25 protein-coding genes and 1 riboswitch are annotated in these 21,270 nt (G+C 61.2%); of the genes, 13 read left to right on the plus strand and 12 right to left on the minus strand.

Annotation, left to right across the window (positions count from 1 at the left end):
- Positions 1 to 67: 67 nt before the first annotated feature.
- Positions 68 to 841 carry an AraC family transcriptional regulator gene (locus tag ABTV87_RS24290; RefSeq protein WP_433898488.1) on the plus strand — a complete coding sequence of 258 codons (774 nt, stop codon included), beginning with the start codon at positions 68 to 70 and terminating at the stop codon, positions 839 to 841.
- Here ABTV87_RS24290 and ABTV87_RS24295 read toward each other — a convergent pair.
- A complete protein-coding gene (locus ABTV87_RS24295; RefSeq protein WP_007956831.1) occupies positions 825 to 1,454 on the minus strand; it encodes a LysE family translocator in 630 nt (209 codons plus the stop codon). The two genes, ABTV87_RS24290 and ABTV87_RS24295, sit on opposite strands and share 17 nt — an antisense overlap.
- 91 nt (positions 1,455 to 1,545) lie before the next feature.
- Between ABTV87_RS24295 and ABTV87_RS24300 the strand changes: the two genes are divergently transcribed.
- The 3 genes from ABTV87_RS24300 (at position 1,546) to ABTV87_RS24310 (ending at position 4,379) form a co-directional block, all read left to right on the plus strand.
- On the plus strand, positions 1,546 to 2,511 hold the full coding sequence (locus tag ABTV87_RS24300) for a 2-hydroxyacid dehydrogenase (protein WP_433898489.1): 966 nt from the start codon (positions 1,546 to 1,548) through the stop codon (positions 2,509 to 2,511).
- 33 nt (positions 2,512 to 2,544) lie between these two features.
- Positions 2,545 to 3,543 carry a class I SAM-dependent methyltransferase gene (locus ABTV87_RS24305; RefSeq protein WP_127799861.1) on the plus strand — a complete coding sequence of 333 codons (999 nt, stop codon included), beginning with the start codon at positions 2,545 to 2,547 and terminating at the stop codon, positions 3,541 to 3,543.
- A 39-nt stretch (positions 3,544 to 3,582) separates the two neighbouring features.
- Positions 3,583 to 3,707, plus strand: a riboswitch (yybP-ykoY riboswitch).
- Positions 3,708 to 3,794: 87 nt separating this feature from the next.
- Positions 3,795 to 4,379: a TMEM165/GDT1 family protein gene (locus ABTV87_RS24310; RefSeq protein ID WP_007956837.1), complete on the plus strand. Its 585-nt coding sequence runs from the start codon at positions 3,795 to 3,797 to the stop codon at positions 4,377 to 4,379.
- A gap of 44 nt (positions 4,380 to 4,423) precedes the next feature.
- Here the strand turns inward: ABTV87_RS24310 and ABTV87_RS24315 are convergent, their stop codons facing one another.
- Complete coding sequence (locus tag ABTV87_RS24315) at positions 4,424 to 5,242, minus strand: M48 family metallopeptidase (protein ID WP_007956847.1); 819 nt, start codon at positions 5,240 to 5,242, stop codon at positions 4,424 to 4,426.
- 263 nt (positions 5,243 to 5,505) lie between these two features.
- On the opposite strand from ABTV87_RS24315, the gene ABTV87_RS24320 reads away from it, so the two are divergent.
- A complete protein-coding gene (locus tag ABTV87_RS24320; RefSeq protein WP_085606956.1) occupies positions 5,506 to 7,647 on the plus strand; it encodes a methyl-accepting chemotaxis protein in 2,142 nt (713 codons plus the stop codon).
- A 4-nt stretch (positions 7,648 to 7,651) separates the two neighbouring features.
- Here the strand turns inward: ABTV87_RS24320 and ABTV87_RS24325 are convergent, their stop codons facing one another.
- Genes ABTV87_RS24325 through ABTV87_RS24335 form a run of 3 tightly spaced genes read right to left on the minus strand, consistent with a single transcriptional unit; the run spans position 7,652 to position 8,764 of the window.
- Positions 7,652 to 8,275, minus strand: coding sequence for an SOS response-associated peptidase (locus ABTV87_RS24325; protein ID WP_433898490.1), 624 nt, complete (start codon positions 8,273 to 8,275; stop codon positions 7,652 to 7,654).
- A gap of 36 nt (positions 8,276 to 8,311) precedes the next feature.
- On the minus strand, positions 8,312 to 8,572 hold the full coding sequence (locus tag ABTV87_RS24330; RefSeq protein WP_011335895.1) for a putative signal transducing protein: 261 nt from the start codon (positions 8,570 to 8,572) through the stop codon (positions 8,312 to 8,314).
- 9 nt (positions 8,573 to 8,581) lie between these two features.
- Complete coding sequence (locus ABTV87_RS24335) at positions 8,582 to 8,764, minus strand: CPXCG motif-containing cysteine-rich protein (protein WP_011335896.1); 183 nt, start codon at positions 8,762 to 8,764, stop codon at positions 8,582 to 8,584.
- 142 nt (positions 8,765 to 8,906) lie between these two features.
- Here ABTV87_RS24335 and ABTV87_RS24340 point away from each other — a divergent pair, with 142 nt between their 5' ends.
- Positions 8,907 to 10,070, plus strand: a complete 1,164-nt coding sequence (locus tag ABTV87_RS24340) for a 1-acyl-sn-glycerol-3-phosphate acyltransferase (protein WP_170929378.1) — start codon at positions 8,907 to 8,909, stop codon at positions 10,068 to 10,070.
- Between the two features lie 49 nt (positions 10,071 to 10,119).
- On the opposite strand, the gene ABTV87_RS24345 is transcribed toward ABTV87_RS24340, so the two are convergent.
- Positions 10,120 to 10,398 carry a hypothetical protein gene (locus ABTV87_RS24345; RefSeq protein ID WP_007951673.1) on the minus strand — a complete coding sequence of 93 codons (279 nt, stop codon included), beginning with the start codon at positions 10,396 to 10,398 and terminating at the stop codon, positions 10,120 to 10,122.
- A gap of 194 nt (positions 10,399 to 10,592) precedes the next feature.
- Here ABTV87_RS24345 and ABTV87_RS24350 point away from each other — a divergent pair, with 194 nt between their 5' ends.
- Positions 10,593 to 10,799, plus strand: a complete 207-nt coding sequence (locus ABTV87_RS24350) for a hypothetical protein (RefSeq protein WP_039766399.1) — start codon at positions 10,593 to 10,595, stop codon at positions 10,797 to 10,799.
- A 56-nt stretch (positions 10,800 to 10,855) separates the two neighbouring features.
- On the opposite strand, the gene ABTV87_RS24355 is transcribed toward ABTV87_RS24350, so the two are convergent.
- Positions 10,856 to 11,440 (minus strand): YajG family lipoprotein, encoded by a 585-nt coding sequence (locus tag ABTV87_RS24355; RefSeq protein ID WP_007951676.1) that lies wholly within the window; start codon positions 11,438 to 11,440, stop codon positions 10,856 to 10,858.
- Positions 11,441 to 11,630: 190 nt separating this feature from the next.
- On the opposite strand from ABTV87_RS24355, the gene ABTV87_RS24360 reads away from it, so the two are divergent.
- Both ABTV87_RS24360 and mqo read left to right on the plus strand, forming a co-directional pair.
- Positions 11,631 to 11,864: a hypothetical protein gene (locus ABTV87_RS24360; protein WP_007951677.1), complete on the plus strand. Its 234-nt coding sequence runs from the start codon at positions 11,631 to 11,633 to the stop codon at positions 11,862 to 11,864.
- A 700-nt stretch (positions 11,865 to 12,564) separates the two neighbouring features.
- Positions 12,565 to 14,073, plus strand: coding sequence for a malate dehydrogenase (quinone) (gene mqo / locus ABTV87_RS24365; protein ID WP_011335902.1), 1,509 nt, complete (start codon positions 12,565 to 12,567; stop codon positions 14,071 to 14,073).
- A gap of 75 nt (positions 14,074 to 14,148) precedes the next feature.
- On the opposite strand, the gene ABTV87_RS24370 is transcribed toward mqo, so the two are convergent.
- The 3 genes from ABTV87_RS24370 to ABTV87_RS24380 form a co-directional block, all read right to left on the minus strand.
- A complete protein-coding gene (locus tag ABTV87_RS24370) occupies positions 14,149 to 14,436 on the minus strand; it encodes a PA4642 family protein (protein ID WP_007951679.1) in 288 nt (95 codons plus the stop codon).
- A 63-nt stretch (positions 14,437 to 14,499) separates the two neighbouring features.
- Positions 14,500 to 14,979 carry a hypothetical protein gene (locus ABTV87_RS24375; RefSeq protein WP_433898491.1) on the minus strand — a complete coding sequence of 160 codons (480 nt, stop codon included), beginning with the start codon at positions 14,977 to 14,979 and terminating at the stop codon, positions 14,500 to 14,502.
- A gap of 87 nt (positions 14,980 to 15,066) precedes the next feature.
- Complete coding sequence (locus tag ABTV87_RS24380; RefSeq protein WP_007951681.1) at positions 15,067 to 15,624, minus strand: hypoxanthine-guanine phosphoribosyltransferase; 558 nt, start codon at positions 15,622 to 15,624, stop codon at positions 15,067 to 15,069.
- 165 nt (positions 15,625 to 15,789) lie between these two features.
- Here ABTV87_RS24380 and upp point away from each other — a divergent pair, with 165 nt between their 5' ends.
- Positions 15,790 to 16,428 carry a uracil phosphoribosyltransferase gene (gene upp / locus ABTV87_RS24385; RefSeq protein WP_007951682.1) on the plus strand — a complete coding sequence of 213 codons (639 nt, stop codon included), beginning with the start codon at positions 15,790 to 15,792 and terminating at the stop codon, positions 16,426 to 16,428.
- A 2-nt stretch (positions 16,429 to 16,430) separates the two neighbouring features.
- Positions 16,431 to 17,705, plus strand: coding sequence for a uracil-xanthine permease family protein (locus ABTV87_RS24390; protein ID WP_007951684.1), 1,275 nt, complete (start codon positions 16,431 to 16,433; stop codon positions 17,703 to 17,705).
- A 159-nt stretch (positions 17,706 to 17,864) separates the two neighbouring features.
- Here ABTV87_RS24390 and hemH read toward each other — a convergent pair whose 3' ends face one another.
- Entirely contained in the window at positions 17,865 to 18,890 is a 1,026-nt protein-coding gene (gene hemH, locus ABTV87_RS24395; protein ID WP_085606965.1) for a ferrochelatase, read from the minus strand.
- 13 nt (positions 18,891 to 18,903) lie between these two features.
- The gene (locus ABTV87_RS24400) at positions 18,904 to 19,806 is read right to left on the minus strand and encodes a TIGR01777 family oxidoreductase (RefSeq protein ID WP_085606967.1); all 903 of its coding nucleotides are present in this window, start codon (positions 19,804 to 19,806) and stop codon (positions 18,904 to 18,906) included.
- Positions 19,807 to 20,003: 197 nt separating this feature from the next.
- On the opposite strand from ABTV87_RS24400, the gene ABTV87_RS24405 reads away from it, so the two are divergent.
- A complete protein-coding gene (locus ABTV87_RS24405) occupies positions 20,004 to 20,990 on the plus strand; it encodes an NAD(P)/FAD-dependent oxidoreductase (protein ID WP_007951687.1) in 987 nt (328 codons plus the stop codon).
- On the plus strand, positions 20,987 to 21,202 hold the full coding sequence (locus ABTV87_RS24410; protein ID WP_433898492.1) for a TIGR02450 family Trp-rich protein: 216 nt from the start codon (positions 20,987 to 20,989) through the stop codon (positions 21,200 to 21,202). Before ABTV87_RS24405 ends, ABTV87_RS24410 begins: the two co-directional genes overlap by 4 nt.
- Positions 21,203 to 21,270: the final 68 nt, after the last annotated feature.

A 21,270-nucleotide genomic window follows, 5' to 3' on the forward strand; every position in this document is an offset into this window, starting at 1 on the left:
TGTAGTGAGCGCTCATGCTAAGTTGGCCGGAAAGCGCATTCCTGCCAACCAAGTCATCGAATCCGACATGTTGATCAGCCATTTCGAACACGGACCGGTCAGTGCCTATCCCCGGGACTATCTGGACGGCTCGCACCAGCCGCTCCACCTGCACCGCGAGGCGCAATTGCTTTATGCAGTGAGCGGGGTGATGCGCGTGGTCACGGCGCAAGGTGCCTGGGTGCTTCCGCCGAGTCGCGCGGTGTGGATTCCGCCCGAAGTCGCCCACGAGATTTTCATGTCCGGCGATGTGCAGATGCGTTCATTGTTCATCGCCCCCGAACTGGCGCCGGCCAGCCTGCACAACTGTTGTGTGCTGGCGGTCACGCCATTGCTGCGCGAGCTGATCCTGCGTGCGGTGCAGGGCCCGCCGCATGCCGACAATCCGCTGATCCAGCAACTGATGCTGGAAGAACTCGCCAGCCTCGAAAACCTGCCACTGCACATCCCGATGCCCACTGACCGGCGCCTGCAAGGCATTTGCCTGGCACTGTTACGCACGCCGGATCATCCCAACACCCTGGAAGACTGGGCGCAGCAGGTCGGCGCCAGCTCACGCACGTTGGCGCGGCTGTTCCAGCAACAACTGAAGATGAATTTCAATGCCTGGCGCCAGCAACTGCGCCTGATGGAAGCCCTGCCCCGCCTGCTCGCCGGGGACAGCGTGCAGAGCGTGGCGCGGGATCTGGGTTACGGCAGCGCGCGGGCGTTCAGCGCGATGTTTCGCCGCTTGCTCGGGGACAATCCCCGGGAATACCTCAACGCCCTGAATCAGCTCAGCTCGATCAATGCATCTCGGTAAACGCGAGTTTCACGCCGATGGCGATCAGCACCGCGCCCATGGTGCGGTCGAACCAGTGGCCCATGCGGGCGAAACCGGCGCGCACGCGCTGCTGGCTGAACAGCATGGCCACCAGGCAGAACCAGGTGGCGGTCGCAACGGCCAGATAAATCCCGTAACCGGCCTGCACAGTCAGTGGGGTGTGCGGGTTGATCACCACGGTGAACAGCGACAGGAAGAACAGCGTGGCTTTCGGATTCAGGCCGTTGGTCACGAAACCCGAGGTGAAGGCGCCACGGGCGGTGCGTTCGCCGGCTTCTTTGTGCAGATCATCGGTCACGGTTTTCGCCGGTTGCGCACGCAGGGCCTTGAAGCCGATGTACAGCAGGTATGCGGCGGCCGCCCATTTCAGGGCGTTGAACAGCACAATCGATTGGGAAACGATCAGGCCGATCCCCAGCAGCGAATAACCGACGTGCAGGAAAATCGCCGTGCCCACGCCCAACGCCGTCCAGGTCCCGGCGCGTCGACCATGGGTCACGCTTTCGCGTACCACCACGGCGAAATCAGGACCGGGGCTGGCGACGGCCAACAGGTGGATCAGGGCAACGGTCAAGAATTCGGTCCAGTACATGGGGGCTCCTTTCGGCCAAGCGTAACGAGTTGTTTCATCTGGTAGGCTCGGCAGATTACGCCTTCCCTTCAAAGCACAACAGGTACAGTTGATGACGAACGCCCACCGCGCCGTATTCCTCGATCACCCGTCGCTGGATCTTGGCGATCTCGACCTGAGCCCTTTGCGTGACTGCTTCAGCGATCTGCAACTGTTCGCCCAGACGCTGCCTGCGCAAGTGAGCGAACGCCTGCAAGGGGCAACCGTGGCGATCAGCAACAAGATCCTGATCGACGCCGCCGCCATGGCCGCCAACCCTCAGTTGAAACTGATCCTGATCACCGCCACCGGCACCAACAACGTCGATCTGGCCGCCGCCCGCGCCCACGGCATCACCGTGTGCAACTGTCAGGGTTACGGCACGCCGTCGGTAGCGCAGCACACGATCATGTTGCTGCTCAATCTCGCTACGCGCCTGGCCGATTATCAAAAAGCCGTTGGTGAAGGCCGCTGGCAGCAGGCGAAACAGTTCTGCCTGCTGGACTACCCGATCGTTGAGCTGGAAGGCAAAACCCTTGGCTTGCTCGGACACGGCGAACTCGGCGGCGCGGTCGCTCGTCTGGCCGAAGCATTTGGCATGCGCGTGCTGCTGGGGCAGATTCCGGGGCGCCCGGCCCGTCCGGATCGTCTGCCGCTGGAAGAATTGCTGCCACAGATCGACGCCCTCACCCTGCACTGCCCACTCAACGAACACACCCGGCACTTCATCGGCGCCCGCGAACTCGCCTCGATGAAACCCGGCGCGTTCGTGGTCAACACCGCCCGTGGCGGACTGATTGACGAACAGGCCTTGGCCAACGCCTTGCGCAGCGGTCATCTGGGCGGCGCGGCCACCGATGTGCTGAGCGTCGAGCCGCCGACCCAAGGCAATCCGCTGCTGGCTGCCGATATCCCGCGCCTGATCGTCACCCCGCACAACGCCTGGGGCAGTCGCGAGGCGCGGCAGCGAATCGTCGGCCAACTGGTGGAAAACACCCAGGCGTTCTACAGCGGTAAGGCGCTGCGGGTCGTCAGTTGATAAACTGCGGCACTTTTTTTCACAGGAGCAGTTATGGATCCGCGCAGTGAAGTACTGCTTCGTCAGGCCGAGTTATTCCAGGGTTCGGTGTTGCTGGCCGGTTTGCCTGCCGATGATCTGCTGGGGCGCCTGCCCGATGCGTTTGGCTGGTGCTGGCACGCCGGCGATCAGGCCGCACTCGAAGCCCGCTTCGAAGGCCGCAGCCATTTTGGCGTGAACGTCCCGGAACGCGAATTCACCAACGCCGTGGTGTTCCTGCCCAAGGCCAAGGACCTGACCGATTACATCCTCAATGCCGTGGCTTCGCGCCTGGCCGGGCGTGAGGTGTATCTGGTCGGGGAAAAACGCAGCGGTATCGAAGGCGCGTCCAAACAACTCAACCCGTTCGGCAAGCCGCGCAAGCTCGACAGCGCGCGCCATTGCCAGCTGTGGCAAGTGACCGTGGCCAACGCTCCCGAAGCCAAACCGCTGGAAAGCCTGGCTCAGACCTACGAACTGCCGCTGGCCGAAGGCCCGTTGAAAGTCATCAGCCTGCCGGGCGTGTTCAGCCATGGCCGACTGGATCGCGGCAGCGCCCTGCTGCTGGAACACCTGGACAAACTGCCGAGCGGCCATTTGCTGGACTTCGGTTGCGGCGCCGGCGTGCTCGGCGCGGCGGTCAAGCGTCGTTACCCGCACAATCAGGTCACGTTGCTCGACGTTGATGCCTTCGCTGCCGCCAGCAGCCGTTTGACCCTGGCGGCCAACGGTCTGGAAGCCGAAGTATTGACCGGCGACGGAATCGATGCGGCGCCGATGGGTTTGAATGCGATTCTGAGCAACCCGCCGTTCCATGTCGGCGTGCACACCGATTATTTCGCCACCGAGAACTTGCTGCGAAAAGCAGCCAAACATCTGAAAAACGGCGGCGAACTTCGCCTGGTTGCCAACAGCTTCCTCAAGTATCAGCCGCTGATCGAAGAGCATCTCGGGGTCTGCGCGATCAAGGCCGAAGGCAATGGTTTCCGGATTTACCGGGCCAAGCGCGGCTGAAAATTAGCACTTGCCGAATGGATTCTGCCTAGGCAGAATCCGCTCCGTCCTAGGGGAGTAGTCTCCCACGAGCGCCAAGCTCGTCCGGCATACGTCAACATACTTGATCCTCAGATCATGGCGTATGCGACCCAAGCGTCCGCACCAGACGGATCGCAGGGTTTGACAAGACCTATGACACGCACACCTTACCCGGGGCGGGAAGGCTGTACGTGTCATAGCCGTGTCGACCCGCCCCTTAGGAAATCCTGATGCTGGACTCGTTACTCGTTCCCACCGCAATCGTTGCCTTGGCCGAAATCGGCGACAAGACGCAACTGCTCGCGCTGATTCTCGCCGCTCGCTTCCGCAAACCCTGGCCGATCATCGCCGGTATCGTGGCTGCGACCCTGGCCAACCACGCGGCAGCCGGTGCGGTCGGCGCCTGGTTCGGCAGCTTCTTCTCCGATTCGGTCCTGCACTGGATTCTCGCCGCGAGCTTCGCCGCCACCGCCCTGTGGACGCTGGTGCCGGACAAGATGGACGACGATGAAGCCAGCACCGCCCGCAAGTTCGGGCCGTTCCTGACCACCCTGATTGCGTTCTTCCTCGCGGAAATCGGTGACAAGACCCAGATCGCCACCGTGATGCTGGCGGCGCAATACCCGGAGCTGTGGCTGGTGATCATCGGTACGACGGCGGGCATGCTGATCGCCAACGTGCCGGTGGTACTGGCGGGTAATTTTGCAGCGGAAAAACTGCCGCTGACCCTGATCCGTCGACTGGCCGCCTCGGCGTTCCTGATCCTGGCGATCGTCGCGGTGTACAAGGCGATGCAGAGCAGCGGCTGGGTTTGATCCGGCAGATCGCTCCCGCACCGAGTGCGGGAGCGATCATGGCTTCAGGACTTGGGCGCTTTCTCGTAAAGCGGCATGACCTTCGGAATCGCCGCCTGCAAGGCAGCCGTGCGGCTGCTGGAAGACGGGTGAGTGCTCATGAACTCCGGCGGCGCGCCTTCAGAGGCCTTGCTCATCTTCTCCCACAGAGTGATGGCGGCGTTCGGGTTGTACCCGGCACGCGCGGCGAGTTCCAGACCGATCAGGTCGGCCTCGTTCTCGTTGGCGCGGCTGTTGGGCAGCGTCATGCCGTAGTTGGCCACGGTGTCGGCCAGCGCCAGGCTGTCCTGCCCCAGGCCGAGCAACGCACCGGCGCCCTGCTTGGCCATTTCGATGCCATAGGCCTTGGACATGGCTTCACGTCCGTGCTCGCGCAAGGCGTGGGCGATTTCATGGCCCATGACCGCGGCGATTTCATCGTCGGTGAGTTTCAGGCTGTCGATCAGCCCGGTGTAGAAAATGATCTTGCCGCCAGGACCGCAGTTGGCGTTGAGCTCGTCGCTCTTGATCAAGTTCACTTCCCACTTCCACTGCGCCGAATCCGGACGGAAATTCGGTGCCTGGGCGATCAGCCGGTTGGCGATGGCCTGAATCCGTTTGGCATCGTTGCTGGTCTTGTCCAGCACGCCTTTGCTGGACGCTTCGCCCACGGTCTTCTGATAGGACTGGGCATACATCTGGTCGACCTCTTGCGAGGACAGCATGCTGAACATGTACTGCTTGCGCTCCACGCCCACGGCACCGCCGCTGGTGGTGTTGACCGACTGACAACCGGCCAGCAACAGCGCCGCGCTCAGTGCACTTACAACCAATGTCTTGTTCATTCAAAAGCTCCCTGAAAACCTGCCGCGTATCCTAGGCGGGTAATTGTATCGACGCCAGATACAACGGACGTGTTGCATCTACTTTCAGAAAACTCCCGCCAGACCTGTAGGAAAAAATTCACATCCGCCACCAGGCCCGCTGCAACTGCGTCGCGCACTGATCCATTTGCGACATCCGACTGCAATTACTTGCTCCGCACCTCATGGCGCAATAGTGGCTGCCGATACAGCAGCGCAGACGTCCTCTCGCGTGCGGAGCTCCCATGAAGTTCAAGTCGATCCAGTTTTCCGTGGCCGCCCTGGCCGGCGCCATCGTACTCAGCGTAGTCGCCGCGCTGGTGCTGTACGCGCTGTTCTCCGGTGCCCGCACCCAGGAGATGGTCCAGCAACGGACCCAGGCCCAGTTCGAGCAAGTCATCGAACAGCGCCTGACATCGCTGGCGCAGACCCAGGTCAGCCAGATCCAGCGTGAACTGGAAGCGCCACTGTTGATTGCCGGCGGACTGGTACGCGTCAACGCCCTGCTCGGCACGCCGGGGGCCGATGGCCAGCCGCGACTGACCGTCAGCCGTGAGCAACTGATCAGCCTGATCAAGGAAAACGTCGAGAAGAACCCGAAGATTCTCGGCACCTACATCGGTTGGGAAAAGAACGCGCTGGACCACAACGATTCGGCCTACGTCGGCACCAGTGTGGTCGGCATCGACGCCGCCAACGGGCGTTTCCTGCCGTGGTGGTTCCGCAACGACGACGGCACCCTCGGTCTGGACAAACTGGTAGACGTCGACGACCAGAAAGTCCTGTCCACCGGCGTGCGCGCCAGCGAGTACTACCTGTGCTCGAAAGAAACCAAAAAATCCTGCGTGATCGATCCCGCCCCGTACAAGGTCGGCGACAAGATCGTCATGCTCGCCTCCTTTATCGAACCGATCATGCTCAACGGCGCCTTCCAGGGCATCGTCGGCGCCGACCTGTCGGTGAACTTCATCCAGGAAATGCTCCTGGGCGCCAACCAGAAACTGTACAGCGGCGCCGGGCAAATGGCCCTGATCGGCGGCAACGGCCGGATCGTCGCCTACACCAAGGATCCGAGCAAATTCGGCGAGAAAGTCAGCGACATTCTCGACGCGCAACAGATTGCCAACATGGCCAATCTCAAGCGCGGCGAAGTGACTTACACCGTCAATAAAGAGCAAGGCCGGATCGAGTTGTACCTGCCGTTCGGCATCGGCCAGACCGACGCGCGCTGGACGCTGATGCTGCAACTGCCGCTCGACGCGGTGATGGCGGATCTGCAAAAGCTCCAAGGCGACCTCGACGCCCAGCGCAAATCCGACACCTTCGGCATGGCCATGGTCGGTCTGATCATTGCCGGCCTCGGCCTGCTGGTGATCTGGCTGGTGGGCCACGGCATCGCCCGCCCGCTCAAACAGATGGTGACCATGCTCGATGACATCGCCCAGGGCGAAGGTGACCTGACCCGTCGTTTGACCAGTGATCGCAAAGACGAACTCGGTTCAATCGCCAAAGGTTTCAATACCTTCCTCGCCAAATTGCAGGGGATGATCACGCAGGTGGTGTCGTCGGTACAGAGCGTCAGCGACTCCTCGGAGCACACGGCGGACATCGCGATCCGTACCAATATCGGCATTCAGAAGCAGATGGCCGAGATTGATCAGGTGGCAACCGCCGTGCAGGAAATGACCGCCACCGCGCAAGACGTGGCGCGTAACGCGACCCAGGCAGCACAAGCGGCCAGCCACGCCGATCAGGCGGCTAGTCAGGGCATGCAAATCGTGCGCGATACGTCCAATTCGATCGGCGTGCTGGCCGTGGAAATCGGCAAGGCCGTGGACGTTGTTCAGACCCTGGCCAAGGACAGCGAAAACATCAACGCGATCCTCATCGCCATTCGCGGGATCGCCGAGCAGACCAACCTGCTGGCCCTCAACGCGGCGATTGAAGCTGCCCGCGCTGGTGAACAAGGACGCGGTTTTGCGGTGGTGGCCGACGAGGTGCGTAACCTGGCGCAGAAAACCCAGAAGGCCACCGAAGAAATCCAGAGCATGATCCAGCAACTGCAACAGGGCACCCGCGACGTGGTGCGGGTCATGGAGGACAGCCAGAATCGTACCGACGAAAGCGTGCAGCACGCGGCCAAGGCAGCGGAGGCGCTGGAGACCATTACTCAGGCGGTATCGGTGATCAACGACATGAACACCCAGATCGCCAGCGCCGCCGAAGAACAGAGCGCGGTGGCCGACGACATCAACCGCAACGTGATCAACATTGGTCAGGTGGCGAATGAAGTGGCCGGTGGTGCGGATGAGTCGAGTTCAGCGAGTGCGGATCTGACCAAACTGGCGGAGCAACAGCGGCGGTTGATCAATCAGTTCAAGGTCTGACCGATCAGGCCGGAGTCAGGCACTCCGGCCCGTTGAGCTTCGGATCATTGACCAGGTTCGCCAGGACCCGTTCGCGCAAGGCGGCGGGTTCGCTGGCGAGCAGGCCTTGCAGAACATGCATCGGCGTTTCAGGATCAAGCCACGCCGCCTGCCCCGCCTCATCGAGAATCAAAGGCCGGCGCTGACTGGCCGCCGACTGAGTGATCACCGCCGTGCTCAGCCACACCTGTTCCTGCACCGGATACGCTTCCCAGATCGCCGCAAAAAACAACGAAGCACCTTCCCCCGGTGTCAGCCAGTACGGCCGCTTGCGCACGTTGCCGCGCCATTCGTAGAAACCGTTGGCCGGCAGCAGGCAACGGCGCAGGCGCAGGGCTTCGCGAAACATCGGCTGTTCGGCGACGGTTTCGGCCCGGGCGTGGGCCGGCGTGCGCGACATGTCGGTCAGCCATGGCGGTGTCAGCCCCCAACGGGCACGGACCAGCGTGCGCTGGCCGTCGGGTTCGGCGCGCAGCATCAATACCGAATCGTTGGGGGAAATGTTCCACTGCGCCTGCTGATCGGCAGGAAAACCGGGCAGGTTCGCGAAATCGCGGTTCCAGCGAAACAGGGCATAACGTCCACACATGGGGCAGCACGACTCACAAATAAAACGAACGCCAGCCTAACAGACCAGCGTCCCGGGATAGCTGTCCGGTTCATCGCCGGGCAGCGGCAGCGCGGCATTGTACGCACTGATCAGCTCGCGGGCGTATTCGGCCTGGTCGTTATCGACCGACAGGCCCAGCAGACCGAAGATCGGCAACTCCCCCGTGCCGCCCAGCAGATCGCGCCCGACCAGATGCGCCTCGATGCCTTCGCTGGCGAGCATGCCCTTGAGCATTTCGCCTTCCATCAGGTTTTCCGGCTCGTAGATTCGCTGCATGGGCGCGCCTCACTCGTTTTCGCTGAAGACTTCCAGAAACCAGTCCTCTCCATGGACCTGCAACACAAAGGTGATCGGCCGACAACACACCTGACAGTCTTCGATATAGGTCTGGTCGCCAGCGGAGAGATCCACGGTCGTCTCGACCTCTTCACCACAATACGGACATTCATATACTGCGCTTTCCAGCATCGCGGTCTCCCGGGTGACTTGTGCGTATAATCGCCGGTCTATTTGCAGGGCTATTTTTGTCTGGCTACTTTTTCAGACCGTGCCCCGTTGGTTTTCGATCAAAACCTTTACTTACCCTAGCCGTTTCCAACAAGAGAGCATGATGGGCGAATTCGATGCCATCCGACCTTACGACGACAGCGAAGTACCTGCGGTACTGGCGCGACTGCTCGGCGACAAGGCGTTTCTAGATATCCTCACCCACTTCCGCTTCCCGCGTTTTGCCGGTGCCTTCGGCTGGATGCTCAAACCACTTATAGCCCATCGGCTGCGTCGTGAGTTCGCCGACGTGACCTCCGTGGCCACTTTGCAGGACAAGGTCGAGTTCTACGTCGACCACACCATCGAGCGCGCCACCGACGGCGTGACCTACACCGGTGTCGAGCAATTCAAGTCCGGCAGCGCTTATCTGTTCATCGCCAACCACCGCGACATCGTGATGGACCCGGCCTTCGTCAACTACGCCGTGTACCACGCCGGCCTGCCGACGCCGCGCATCGCGATTGGCGACAACCTGCTGCAAAAGCCGTTTGTCAGCGACCTGATGCGTTTGAACAAGAGCTTCATCGTTCACCGTTCGATCACCGGGCGTCGCGAGAAAATGGCCGCCTATCAACTGCTGTCGGCGTACATCAACCACTCGATCCGCAACGACTGCGCCTCGATCTGGATCGCCCAGGCCGAAGGCCGCGCGAAGGACGGCGACGACCGTACCGAGTCGGCGATCCTCAAGATGTTCCACATGAGCCGCAAGGACGAGCCGTTCGGCGAAGTCATTCAGTCGCTGAACCTGACCCCGGTGTCGATCAGCTACGAATACGACCCATGCGACCAGGCCAAGGCCCGCGAGCTGTACATCCGCGCCACCACCGGCACCTACAGCAAGGCGCCGGGCGAGGATGACGTGAGCATCGCCAAGGGCATCACCGGCTACAAGGGCCGGGTGCACGTGAACTTCGCTGCGCCGATCACTGAGCTGTTCGAAGACACCAAGCAATTGGCGGTCGAGATGGACAAGCAGATTCTCGGTGGCTACCGGTTGTTCCCGGTGCATTACCTGGCGTACGCGCAGTGGGCCGATGCCGATCCGCAATTGAACGTGCCGAAGGCTGCCGAAGTGTTTGGTGCCGAGGAACTGGCCAAGGCCCAGGAAGAGTGGCAGAACCGTCTGGACGCCTGCCCCGAGGAGCATCGTCCGTATCTGGTGCTGCAATATGCGACGCCGGTGCGCAATCAGTACCGGGTCAAGGCTGGACTGCCGCTGTAAGCGGTGCCGGCTGGTTACAAAAACGGCGCCTTCGGGCGCCGTTTTTCGTTCAGAAGCGGGTACTGATCCAGGACACCAGCAGCGCCAGGCCCAGGCAGGCAAAGCCGAAGCGGTAGAAGAAGCGGTTCATGCGCAGGGTCGCCCAATCGAGCACCGGCTCCTGATTCGGCTGACTCTGACGCTGGGCCGCGATACTGGCCATCGCCCGTTGTTCACGGCGACGGGTCGCGTGCAGCAGCCAACTGCCGGGGAAGGCCAACAGCAGGGCCAGCAGGTTGATCAGTTTGGCGGGATGGGCGGTAAACAGCGTCATCAAGTGCAGCGACATCACAGACCTCAATCTAAACCGGGCATGGCGAACGCCAGACCGACGACCGCGGCGCGGATTCTACCGAAACCCTCCCCCACTGCCCTAGCCTTTGCGACAAATAACCCTTCAATCGACCGATGGCTGTCCTGTGTCACGGCATCGTCATTTGTTTCAGTCACCCTGCGCGCCTCGAAACCGACACGGAACGCGACATGCTTCACGCTGAAAACCAGGATCGCCTGTACCTCATCTCCCCGTCCGACGAACAGCAGACCCTCGTCGGCAGCCTGGCCTTCAATGTTCAGGACCGCCACTGGCTGGTGTATTGCGCCCTCGGCGGGCATCAGCATGCGGACTTGCCCGAGACCGATCTGCTGACCGGCGTCAGCGTCCTCGACTTCTATTCCCAGGCCGCCTGAACGAAAAAAGCCCGGAGCCATCACTGGCCCCGGGCTTTTTCACATCAACCGAATACTTACTCGGCGAGGACCTGACCCACGGTCGGATCCTTGAACAGACGGGTCAGCGCATCGCTCAGCACGTCGCTGACCAGTTTGGTGTTGGTTTCCTGGTTCGGCGCCATGCCGAAACGCTGGTCCAGCGAGGCACCGTAACGGCCGCTGTAGCGACGGTTAGCGTTCTGCACGTCGGAGCGGAAGGTCGCGCCGATGGTGGCTTCGGTCACGTACATGCCTTCTTTGGGCGACTGGTATTTCAGTTCGGCCAACGTCACGGTCAACTGCGGTGCATTGGGGGCGTTGTTGGTCGGGGTGAACCCGAGCAGACGCACGGCCGCTTCGGCCTGGGCCTGCAACTTCGGCAGGATCTGCTCGCGCTGCACGGTGATGGCGCTGGTTTCCGGGTACAGGCCGCCGCGGGTGCCGAGGGTTGGCGACGGACGACCGTCGACCACGCGGACCACGACAGGCTGGCCATGGCCGACCGGTGCCAGCTGAGTGGTCAGCTTCGGTTCCGGGCTCAGTTGTTGCGGGCTGTGGGCGCAGCCAACCAGGGTCAAACTGGTCACAGTGATCAAACCGAACAACAGGCGTTGCAACATGCTCTTCTCTCCAGAATCAGGCACAGACAGGCCGGCAGTATAGCGGTGGGCCACTGTGGGTCACCAGCACTGAAATGTCAGACAAACCCCGCTGCCAGCGGTTCCTGTCACACATTCTTCACCCCCCATACACGTTCGCGTCACGGCCTTTTGACAATCTTCCTCACAGATCCCCAAAAGGAACACTGCCATGCGCTATCTGATCTCGTTGTTCGCCCCACGCCCGCTGCACCGCAGCTTCGCCCTGCTCGACCGCAACGGCCATTGCCAGGCCTTCAAGCAATGCAGCCTGCAACCGATGGGTGACGGTTGGGTCGAAATCGAGGAAATCCGCCTCAACTGGTTGCACCAGCCTCTGCCAGTCAGCGCCCGGGTCGAACAGCAGCGCCCACGCGCACGTGCTCAGGCAATGTTGAGCATCTGACCGGATGCCTAATAAAAGTCATTAAACTCGACCAACTCCCCGCATTTCTTCGATACAATCTCCCCCCGATTATAAGGACGTCTCCTGATCGGGCCCCGCAACAGCGTCAATGCGCTTGCATTGGCATCCAAATCGCCCACAGAGAGCCGCCCACACAGATCGAGTGAAGCTGGCGTGCTTGCTGTTTCCCTGGCAAATCCCGCTTTTCGCGAATCTGCAGAGCTGTCATGACGCTCGGCCACTGAGTTGTTTGCCCCTCCGGGCACGGTGCCAGCCCCGGACAGCCCTTTTTGAGGTTCACGTCTTCAAAAGAGCGTGAAAAAAACGGGTTTTCACAACTTCACAAGAGTGTGGCGAGCAAATGAATAGTTTTGCGTCTGAACATGCACCATTAGCGTCTGAAACAGCCCAACGACACAGGAACGGGAACGCCTCGAATACCGGAGCCTGAAGCCTGTCCGCTACGGATTTGGTTGCACAAACGGATGTCTCGACCATAAGTCGAATTGCCAGCCCCGTGCCGAAATGAGTTCATGGGACTCTTGAAGCCAGGCCGCACGCATCCGTCGAAGTTGCGAAAAATTGCGAAGATTCGGACATGGCACACCTGACCAAGGATACCCGGGGCTCAACTGACCTGCCCTGGACGCCTGGCAGCCATGCCGACAATTTGGTGCTGCAGATTTTGGAGACGCGTTAAATGGCGCATAACGAAGCAGTCGACGTAGTTCTGGTTGGGGCCGGCATCATGAGTGCCACCCTCGCAGTACTGCTCAAAGAGCTCGACCCGGCGATCAAGCTGGAAGTCGTCGAGCTGATGGATTCCGGTGCCGCCGAGAGTTCCAACCCATGGAACAACGCCGGTACCGGCCACGCCGGCCTATGCGAGCTGAACTACACGCCGCAGGCTGCCGACGGCACCGTCGACATCAAGAAAGCCGTGCACATCAACACCCAGTTCGAGGTGTCGAAGCAGTTCTGGTCGTACCTGACCAAGAAGGGCACGTTCGGCTCGTGCAAATCCTTCATCAGCCCGGTGCCGCACCTGAGCTACGTCGAAGGCGAAAAAGGCGTTTCGTTCCTCAAGGAACGTTTCAATACGCTGCGCAAGCACCACGCCTTCGCCGACATGGAATACACCGAAGACAAGGCGAAGATGACCGAGTGGATGCCGCTGATGATGCCGGGTCGTCCGAAAGACCAGGTGCTCGCCGCAACCCGCGTGATCAACGGCACCGACGTCAACTTCGGCGCCCTGACCAATCAGCTGCTCAAGCACCTGACCAGCGCACCCGATGCCCAGGTCAAGTACTGCAAGCGCGTGACCGGCCTCAAGCGAAATGGCAACGGCTGGACCGTCAGCATCAAGGACGTCAACAGCGGCAGCAGCCGTGAAGTCGACGCCAAATTCGTGTTCCTCGGCGCCGGTGGCGCGGCCCTGCCGCTGCTGCAAGCCTCGGGCATCGAAGAGAGCAAAGGCTTTGGCGGCTTCCCGATCAGCGGCCAGTGGCTGCGTTGCGACAACCCGGAAGTGGTCAAGCATCACCAGGCCAAGGTTTACAGCCAGGCCGCCGTGGGTTCGCCTCCGATGTCCGTGCCGCACCTGGACACCCGCGTGGTCGACGGCAAGAAATCCCTGCTGTTCGGGCCATACGCCGGTTTCACCACCAAGTTCCTCAAGCACGGCTCCTTCATGGACCTGCCGATGTCGGTTCGCGCCGGCAACATCGGCCCGATGCTGGCCGTGGCGAAAAACAACATGGACCTGACCAAGTACCTGGTCAGCGAAGTGATGCAGTCGATGGAACAGCGCCTGGAATCCCTGCGCCGTTTCTACCCCGAGGCGAAAGCCGAAGACTGGCGCCTGGAAGTGGCCGGCCAACGGGTACAGATCATCAAGAAAGACCCGAAAAAAGGCGGCATCCTGCAGTTCGGTACCGAACTGGTCGCTGCGAAGGACGGCTCCCTCGCCGCCCTGCTCGGCGCTTCGCCAGGCGCTTCGGTGACCGTCTCGATCATGCTGGAACTGATCGAGAAGTGCTTCCCGGCCAAGGCCAAGGGTGAATGGGCTGCCAAACTGGCAGAAATCTTCCCGGCCCGTGAAAAAGTCCTGGAAACCGACGCTGCGCTGTATCGCAAGATCAACACGCAGAACAACGTCGCGCTGGAACTGGTTGAAGCCAGCAACGAGACCGAAAGCTACGCCTGATTCGGCTCCATGAAAAACGCCCCGCACTCGATGAGTGCGGGGCGTTTTTTTATGCCTGGGGAAAACCGCGGACTATCAACCGCGTGCTTTCTCGATCAGCTCGATGTATTCCGGGGCGTTGCGCTGATCGCGGATCTGGTCGACGAAGGTCTTGCCGTGCTCGTCCTTGCCGTCCACGTCATAGCCGGCTGCAACGAAGAACGTCAGGAAACGCTCGAAATCGTCGATGCGCAGGCCACGGTAAGCCTTGACCAGTTTGTGCAGCGACGGCGAGGTGGCGTCGACCGGCTCAAAATCGAGGAACAGCTTGATCTGCTCATCGCCGATCTCGTCACCAATCACTTGCTTCTTATCTTTACGCATTGCCGACTCCAGCTCGCAGACATTTCACGGGGCGGGCAGTTTACCCCTGCGCAGGCACAAGGCTCAACGCGAGCGCGTGCTGCCGGTGTGCAAATCGGCCCAGATGTGGCCGTTGGCGTAGGTCAGGAACTGCACGTACACCGTGTCGTTGCGCAACAGATCGATCACCACCCGGTACTGGGCCAGCGGGTAGAACAGCGTCAGGGTCTTGCTCTTGTCGTCATACACCGGTTTTTTCAGGCTTTTGCTTTCGCCATCGAAGTTGACCAGCACCTGATTGATCGTTGCGCCCTTGTTCAGGGATTTGCCCTTGAGGCGGATCATCAATGGCGAGGTGACCGGGATCGGCTGCTGATTGGACTGGCGCTGGGCCCCCACCACCACTGAATAATCGGTGACCTGCAACAGTTGCTGCTGCTCGGGTTCGGCATCGCGCAGGGTCAGGTCGTCCGGCGGCAGGAATTGGCTGTGCATCGGGGCGGCGGCCAGGGGCAGGCTGAGGGTCAGCAACAGGGCGGCGCAGCTGCGGATCAAGAGGCTCATGACAGGCTCCGGGGGGCGGGGCCGAGCACTTTAGCAGTCTTTAAAAGCAAAAGATCGCAGCCTGGGGCTGCGATCTTTCAGGGGTTCTTACATGCCTTTGACGGCGAAGATCCCGTTGGCGTTGCGCCAGTAGCCTTTGTAGTCCATGCCGTAACCGAAGATGTAACGGTCAATGCACGGCAGACCGACGAAGTCGGCTTTCAGGTCAGGACGGGCCTTGCGGTCGTGATCCTTGTCGATCAGCACGGCGGTGTGCACTTTGCGCGCGCCGGCGTGACGGCAGAAGTCGATGATCGCGCCCAGGGTGTGACCTTCGTCGAGGATGTCGTCGATGATCAGCACGTCGCGGTCGATGAACGAGACTTCCGGCTTGGCTTTCCAGAACAGGTCGCCGCCGCTGGTTTCGTTGCGATAGCGGGTGGCGTGCAGGTAGGACGCTTCCAGCGGGAACTGCAGATGAGTCAGCAGTTTGCCGGAGAAGATCAGGCCACCATTCATCACGCAGAACACCACCGGGTTGCTGTCGGCCAGTTGTTCGTTGATTTGTGCACCGACGCGGGCAATGGCAGCCTCGACTTCAGCTTCGGTGTACAGGCAGTCAGCCTCTCGCATGATTTGACGGATATGCTCGAGATCAGCGGACATGGCGCTCTCCAAGGGGGGTCTGTTTCGGAAAAGCGGGCAAAGGTACGCATCCCGCACGGCCGAATCAAGCATTTGTGGACTAACGTACTGTATGTCCTATAGGACATCACCCTCGGATAGATTAATCTAGGCCGGTTTTTTTGCCCGCCGCCGGAGCCTTTCCCCATGTCCATCCAAGAGATCCGCCATCCGCTGATCCGTCACAAACTTGGCCTTATGCGCCGTGCAGACATCAGCACCAAGAATTTCCGCGAGCTCGCTCAGGAAGTCGGTGCCCTGTTGACCTATGAAGCTACCAAAGACCTGCCGCTGGAAACCTACGATATCGAAGGTTGGTGCGGCACTGTGTCGGTCGAGAAAATCGCCGGCAAGAAGATTACCGTCGTGCCGATCCTGCGCGCCGGCATCGGCATGCTCGAAGGCGTGCTGAGCCTGATCCCGGGCGCCAAGGTCAGCGCCGTCGGCGTTGCCCGTAACGAAGAAACCCTGCAGGCCCACACCTATCTGGAAAAACTGGTTCCGGAAATCGACGAGCGCCTGGCGATGATCATCGACCCGATGCTCGCCACCGGCAGCTCCATGGTTGCGACCATCGACCTGCTGAAGAAGGCCGGTTGCAAGGACATCCGCGCGATGGTGCTGGTAGCCGCGCCGGAAGGCATCGCCGCTGTCGAGAAAGCTCACCCGGACGTGATCATCTACACCGCGTCCATCGATCAGAAACTCAATGAGCACGGTTACATCATTCCTGGGCTTGGCGATGCCGGTGACAAGATCTTCGGCACCAAGCAGAAGGACGCGTAAGCATGCAGCAAGAGTTCAACGATCCGCTCTGGCGCACGGTGCTGTCCGGCGCACAGATGCTGTTCGTGGCTTTCGGCGCCCTGGTGCTGATGCCACTGATCACGGGCCTGGACCCGAACGTGGCACTGTTTACCGCAGGTCTTGGGACGATTCTGTTCCAGATCGTCACCGGGCGTCAGGTGCCGGTGTTCCTGGCGTCGAGCTTCGCCTTCATCACCCCGATCATTCTCGCCAAGGGCCAGTTCGGTCTGGCGGCGACCATGGGCGGCGTGATGGCGGCCGGTTTCGTCTACACCTTCCTTGGCCTGGCCGTGAAGATCAAAGGCACCGGCTTCATTGACCGTCTGCTGCCGCCAGTGGTGATTGGTCCGGTGATCATCTCCATCGGCCTGGCCATGGCGCCGATTGCCGCGAACATGGCGATGGGCAAGGCCGGTGACGGTTCCGAGCTGATCCATTACCAGACCGCGATGATGATCTCGATGCCGGCGCTGTTGACCACGTTGATCGTGGCGGTGTTCGGCAAAGGCATTTTCCGTCTGGTGCCGATCATTTCCGGCGTGCTGGTGGGTTTCGCCATGTCCTTCTATTTCGGTGTCGTCGACACCGCGAAGATTGCGGCAGCCCCATGGTTTGCACTTCCTCACTTCACCGCGCCGGAGTTCAACTGGCAGGCGATTTTGTTCATCGTCCCGGTGGCGCTGGCCCCGGCGATCGAACACATCGGCGGCGTGATTGCGGTCGGCAGCGTGACCGGTCGCGACTACCTGAAAAAGCCTGGCCTGCATCGCACCCTGCTCGGTGACGGCATCGCCACCACCGCAGCCGGCCTGTTCGGCGGCCCGCCCAACACCACCTACGCCGAAGTGACTGGCGCAGTGATGCTGACCAAGAACTACAACCCGAAAATCATGACCTGGGCGGCGATCTTCGCCATCACCCTGGCGTTCATCGGCAAGTTCGGCGCCTTGCTGCAAAGCATTCCGGTGCCGGTGATGGGCGGGATTCTGTGCCTGCTGTTCGGTTCGATCGCGGCGGTGGGGATGAACACCCTGATCCGTCACAAGATCGACCTGGGCGAGGCACGCAATCTGGTGATCGTTTCGGTGACCCTGGTGTTCGGTATCGGCGGTGTGCTGGTCGGCACCGGCACCGGTCCCGACGACTTCGGCCTCAAAGGCATCGCGCTGTGCGCGGTGGTGGCGATTGCGCTGAACCTGATCCTGCCGGGCAATGACAGCTGGAAACACAAGAAGGCGGATGAGCCGCTGATCTAAGCCTTGGCTTCAAGATCGTTCCCACGCGGATCACCCCACACTTATCGTTCCCACGCTCTGCGTGGGAATGCCTCTGGGGACGCTCCGCGTCCAGTGACGCGGAGCGTCACGGGCTGCATTCCCACGCGGAGCGTGGGAACGATCAATCATCGACGATCATCAAAGGGCCAGTGGCGCCCGTTCACACAGCGTTGCCAACGCCTTCGCCCATTGCGGGTCATCGTTCAGGCACGGCACCAGCACCAGCTCCTCTCCCCCCGATTCGCAGAACTGTTCCTTGCCGCGATCGCCGATCTCTTCCAGGGTCTCGATGCAATCGGCAACAAACGCAGGGCACATCACCAGAATCTTCTTCACGCCGCTTTTGGCCAGTTCATCCAGCCGCGCTTCGGTGTAGGGTTCGATCCACTTCGCCCGGCCCAGTCGCGACTGAAACGACACCGACCACTTGCCGTCCGGTAGCCCCATGCGCTCAGCGAACAGCGCCGCTGTGCGCAGGCATTGGGCGCGATAACAGGTGGCCAGTACGGCCGCCGAGGCGTTCTTGCAGCAATCTTCATTTTTGAAGCAATGATTGCCGGTCGGGTCGAGCTTGGTCAGATGCCGTTCCGGCAAACCGTGGAAGCTCAGCAACAGGTGATCGTAATCCTGCTGCAAGTGCGGTCGGGCACTCGCCACCAGCGCGTCGAGGTATTCCGGCTGATCGTAGAACGGCTGCAACACCGACAGCTGCACATCGAGCTTCTTCTCGCGCACCACCCGCTTGGCTTCTTCAATCACCGTGGTGGTGGTGCTGTCGGCGAACTGTGGATAAAGCGGCGCGAGGGTGATGCGTTTATGCCCCGCCGCGACCAGCTTCAACAGGCTTGTCTCGATCGACGGCTCGCCGTAACGCATGGCCAGCTCAACCGGGCCGTGAGTCCACTGCGCCTTCATCTGCTGTTGCAGGCGACGACTGAGCACCACCAGTGGCGAACCTTCGTCCCACCAGATCGAGGCGTAGGCATGGGCCGACTGCTCCGGGCGCTTGATCAGGATCAGCGACACCAGCAGACGCCGCACCGGCCACGGCAGGTCGATCACGTACGGGTCCATCAGAAATTGGTTGAGGTAGCTGCGCACGTCGGCCACCGAAGTGGAGGCCGGCGAACCCAGGTTGACCAGAAGCAAGGCGTGATCGGTCATGCAACGTCCTATTTCAGAGGCGGCTGGAAAGATCGTCCAGGGCCGCGCGTAAATCCGTGAACCGGAAAGTGAATCCCGCTTCCAGCAAGCGTTTCGGCGTGGCCCGTTGGCCACCCAGCAACAGCAATGACATCTCGCCGAGCCCGACCTTCAAGGCGAGGGCCGGCATCGGCATGAACGCCGGGCGGTGCAGCACGCTGCCCAGCGTCTTGGCGAATTCGCGATTGCGCACAGGTTTCGGCGCGCACGCATTATAAGGACCGCTCGCCTGATTGCGGTGCAGAAGAAAATCAATCAGGGCGATTTGGTCATCGATATGAATCCACGGCATCCACTGCCGACCATTGCCCAAAGGCCCGCCCAGCCCGAGCTTGAACGGCAGCAGCAGGCGCGACAAAAAGCCGCCCTCGGCCGACAGCACCAGTCCGGTGCGCACCAGCACCACGCGAATATCCATCGCTTCGGCGCGTTGCGCGGTTTCCTCCCAGGCGATGCACAACTGGCTGGCGAAATCGTCGATCACCGGCGGCGAGTCTTCGGTCAGCTCACGCTCGCCGCCGTCACCGTACCAACCCACGGCCGAACCCGAGATCAGCAGCGACGGTTTCTGCCCGCGATGTTCCAGCCACGCCAGCAACGATTCGGTCAGCGTGATCCGGCTGCTCCACAACAGCGCCTTGCGCCGATGGGTCCACGGCCGGTCGGCAATCGGCGCGCCGGCGAGGTTGACGATCACGTCGACCGGCTCGTCGCCAAGGTCCTCCAGACGCGCGATTCCATGCACCTGAGCGCCACAGATGTTCGCGACTTTTTCCGGACGACGACTCCAGACCGTCAGGCGATGACCCTGCCCGGACCAGTGCCGGCAAAGCTGACGTCCGATCAATCCAGTACCGCCGGTCAGCAATATGTGCATGACTTCTACCTCGCGTGGCGTTTTACCCCGATCACTAGTCTATTTTTATAAACAGGGATCTTTTCTATCGGGCAGGCTCTATTGTTTAACCATAGGCCAAGCTGTCAGAACGAGAACGCTGGAAGTTATACCAAAAAACAAAATTGTACAGGTTTCATCCACGGCGTAGTCTGTACAGAAAGGTAAACGAGGCCCCTATGACTGTACCTATCGCAATCATTGGCACCGGCATCGCCGGACTCTCCGCCGCCCAGGCCCTGACGGATGCCGGGCATACCGTTCAGTTGTTCGATAAAAGCCGCGGCAGCGGCGGGCGCATGTCGAGCAAGCGCAGCGACGCCGGCTCGCTGGACATGGGCGCGCAATATTTCACCGCCCGTGACCGACGCTTCGTGACCGAAGTCCAGCGCTGGCAAAGCAAGGGCTGGGTCGCCGAATGGGCACCGCAGCTCTACACCTTTCATGGCGGGCAACTGAACCTGTCGCCGGACGAACAGACCCGCTGGGTTGGCACGCCGCGCATGAGCGCCATCACCCGAGGCCTGCTCGACGGTCTGGAAGTGCACTTCGCCTGCCGGATCACCGAGGTCTATCGCGGCGAAGAACACTGGCACCTGCAGGACGCCGAAGGCTTCACCCACGGGCCGTTCAGCCACGTCGTGATCGCCACGCCGGCGCCTCAGGCCACCGCCCTGCTGGCCGCCGCGCCGAAACTCGCCGGTGCCGCCGCCGGGGTGAAAATGGACCCGACCTGGGCCGTCGCCCTCGCCTTCGACACGCCGCTGGATACGCCGATCGAAGGCTGCTTCGTCCAGGACAGCGCCCTCGACTGGCTGGCCCGCAACCGCAGCAAACCGGGACGCGACACCACGTGCGACACCTGGGTCCTGCACGCCACCAGTGCCTGGAGCCGGCAGCACATCGACTTGCCCAAGGAAGCGGTGATCGAACAATTGCACGGCGCCTTCGCCGAGTTGCTGCACAGCGCCATGCCGGCCCCGACCTTCAGCCTCGCCCACCGCTGGCTCTATGCCCGGCCGGCCAGCAGCCATGAATGGGGCACTCTGGCCGACGCCGACCTGGGTCTGTACGCCTGTGGTGACTGGTGCCTGTCGGGTCGGGTCGAAGGGGCATGGCTCAGTGGTCAGGAGGCTGCAAGACGCTTGCACGAACACCTGCAGTGAACCGCATCAATCCGCGCAAATTGCTGCTGTCGAAATGGACAGCAGCCCACCCGAAAAACCGTGAAAAGCATTTTCTGGTGACCGAACTGTTCCGCGACGAAGAAGGTACGGTGCTGGCGATCGAATTGCAGGCGGTGCTGACCCGGCGTACCGAGCAATGCGACTGGCAGGTCCTGCAGGATGACTCACGCTGGAAAATGGGCTGGCGCTGAAAACCTCAAAAAAACTTATACAAACAATTTGACTTGTACACCCATGAATCTATGCTGAAGGCATGTTG

Source organism: Pseudomonas sp. PSE1(2024), assembly GCF_050990555.1.
GTDB classification, from domain to species: Bacteria; Pseudomonadota; Gammaproteobacteria; order Pseudomonadales; family Pseudomonadaceae; genus Aquipseudomonas; species Aquipseudomonas aphyarum.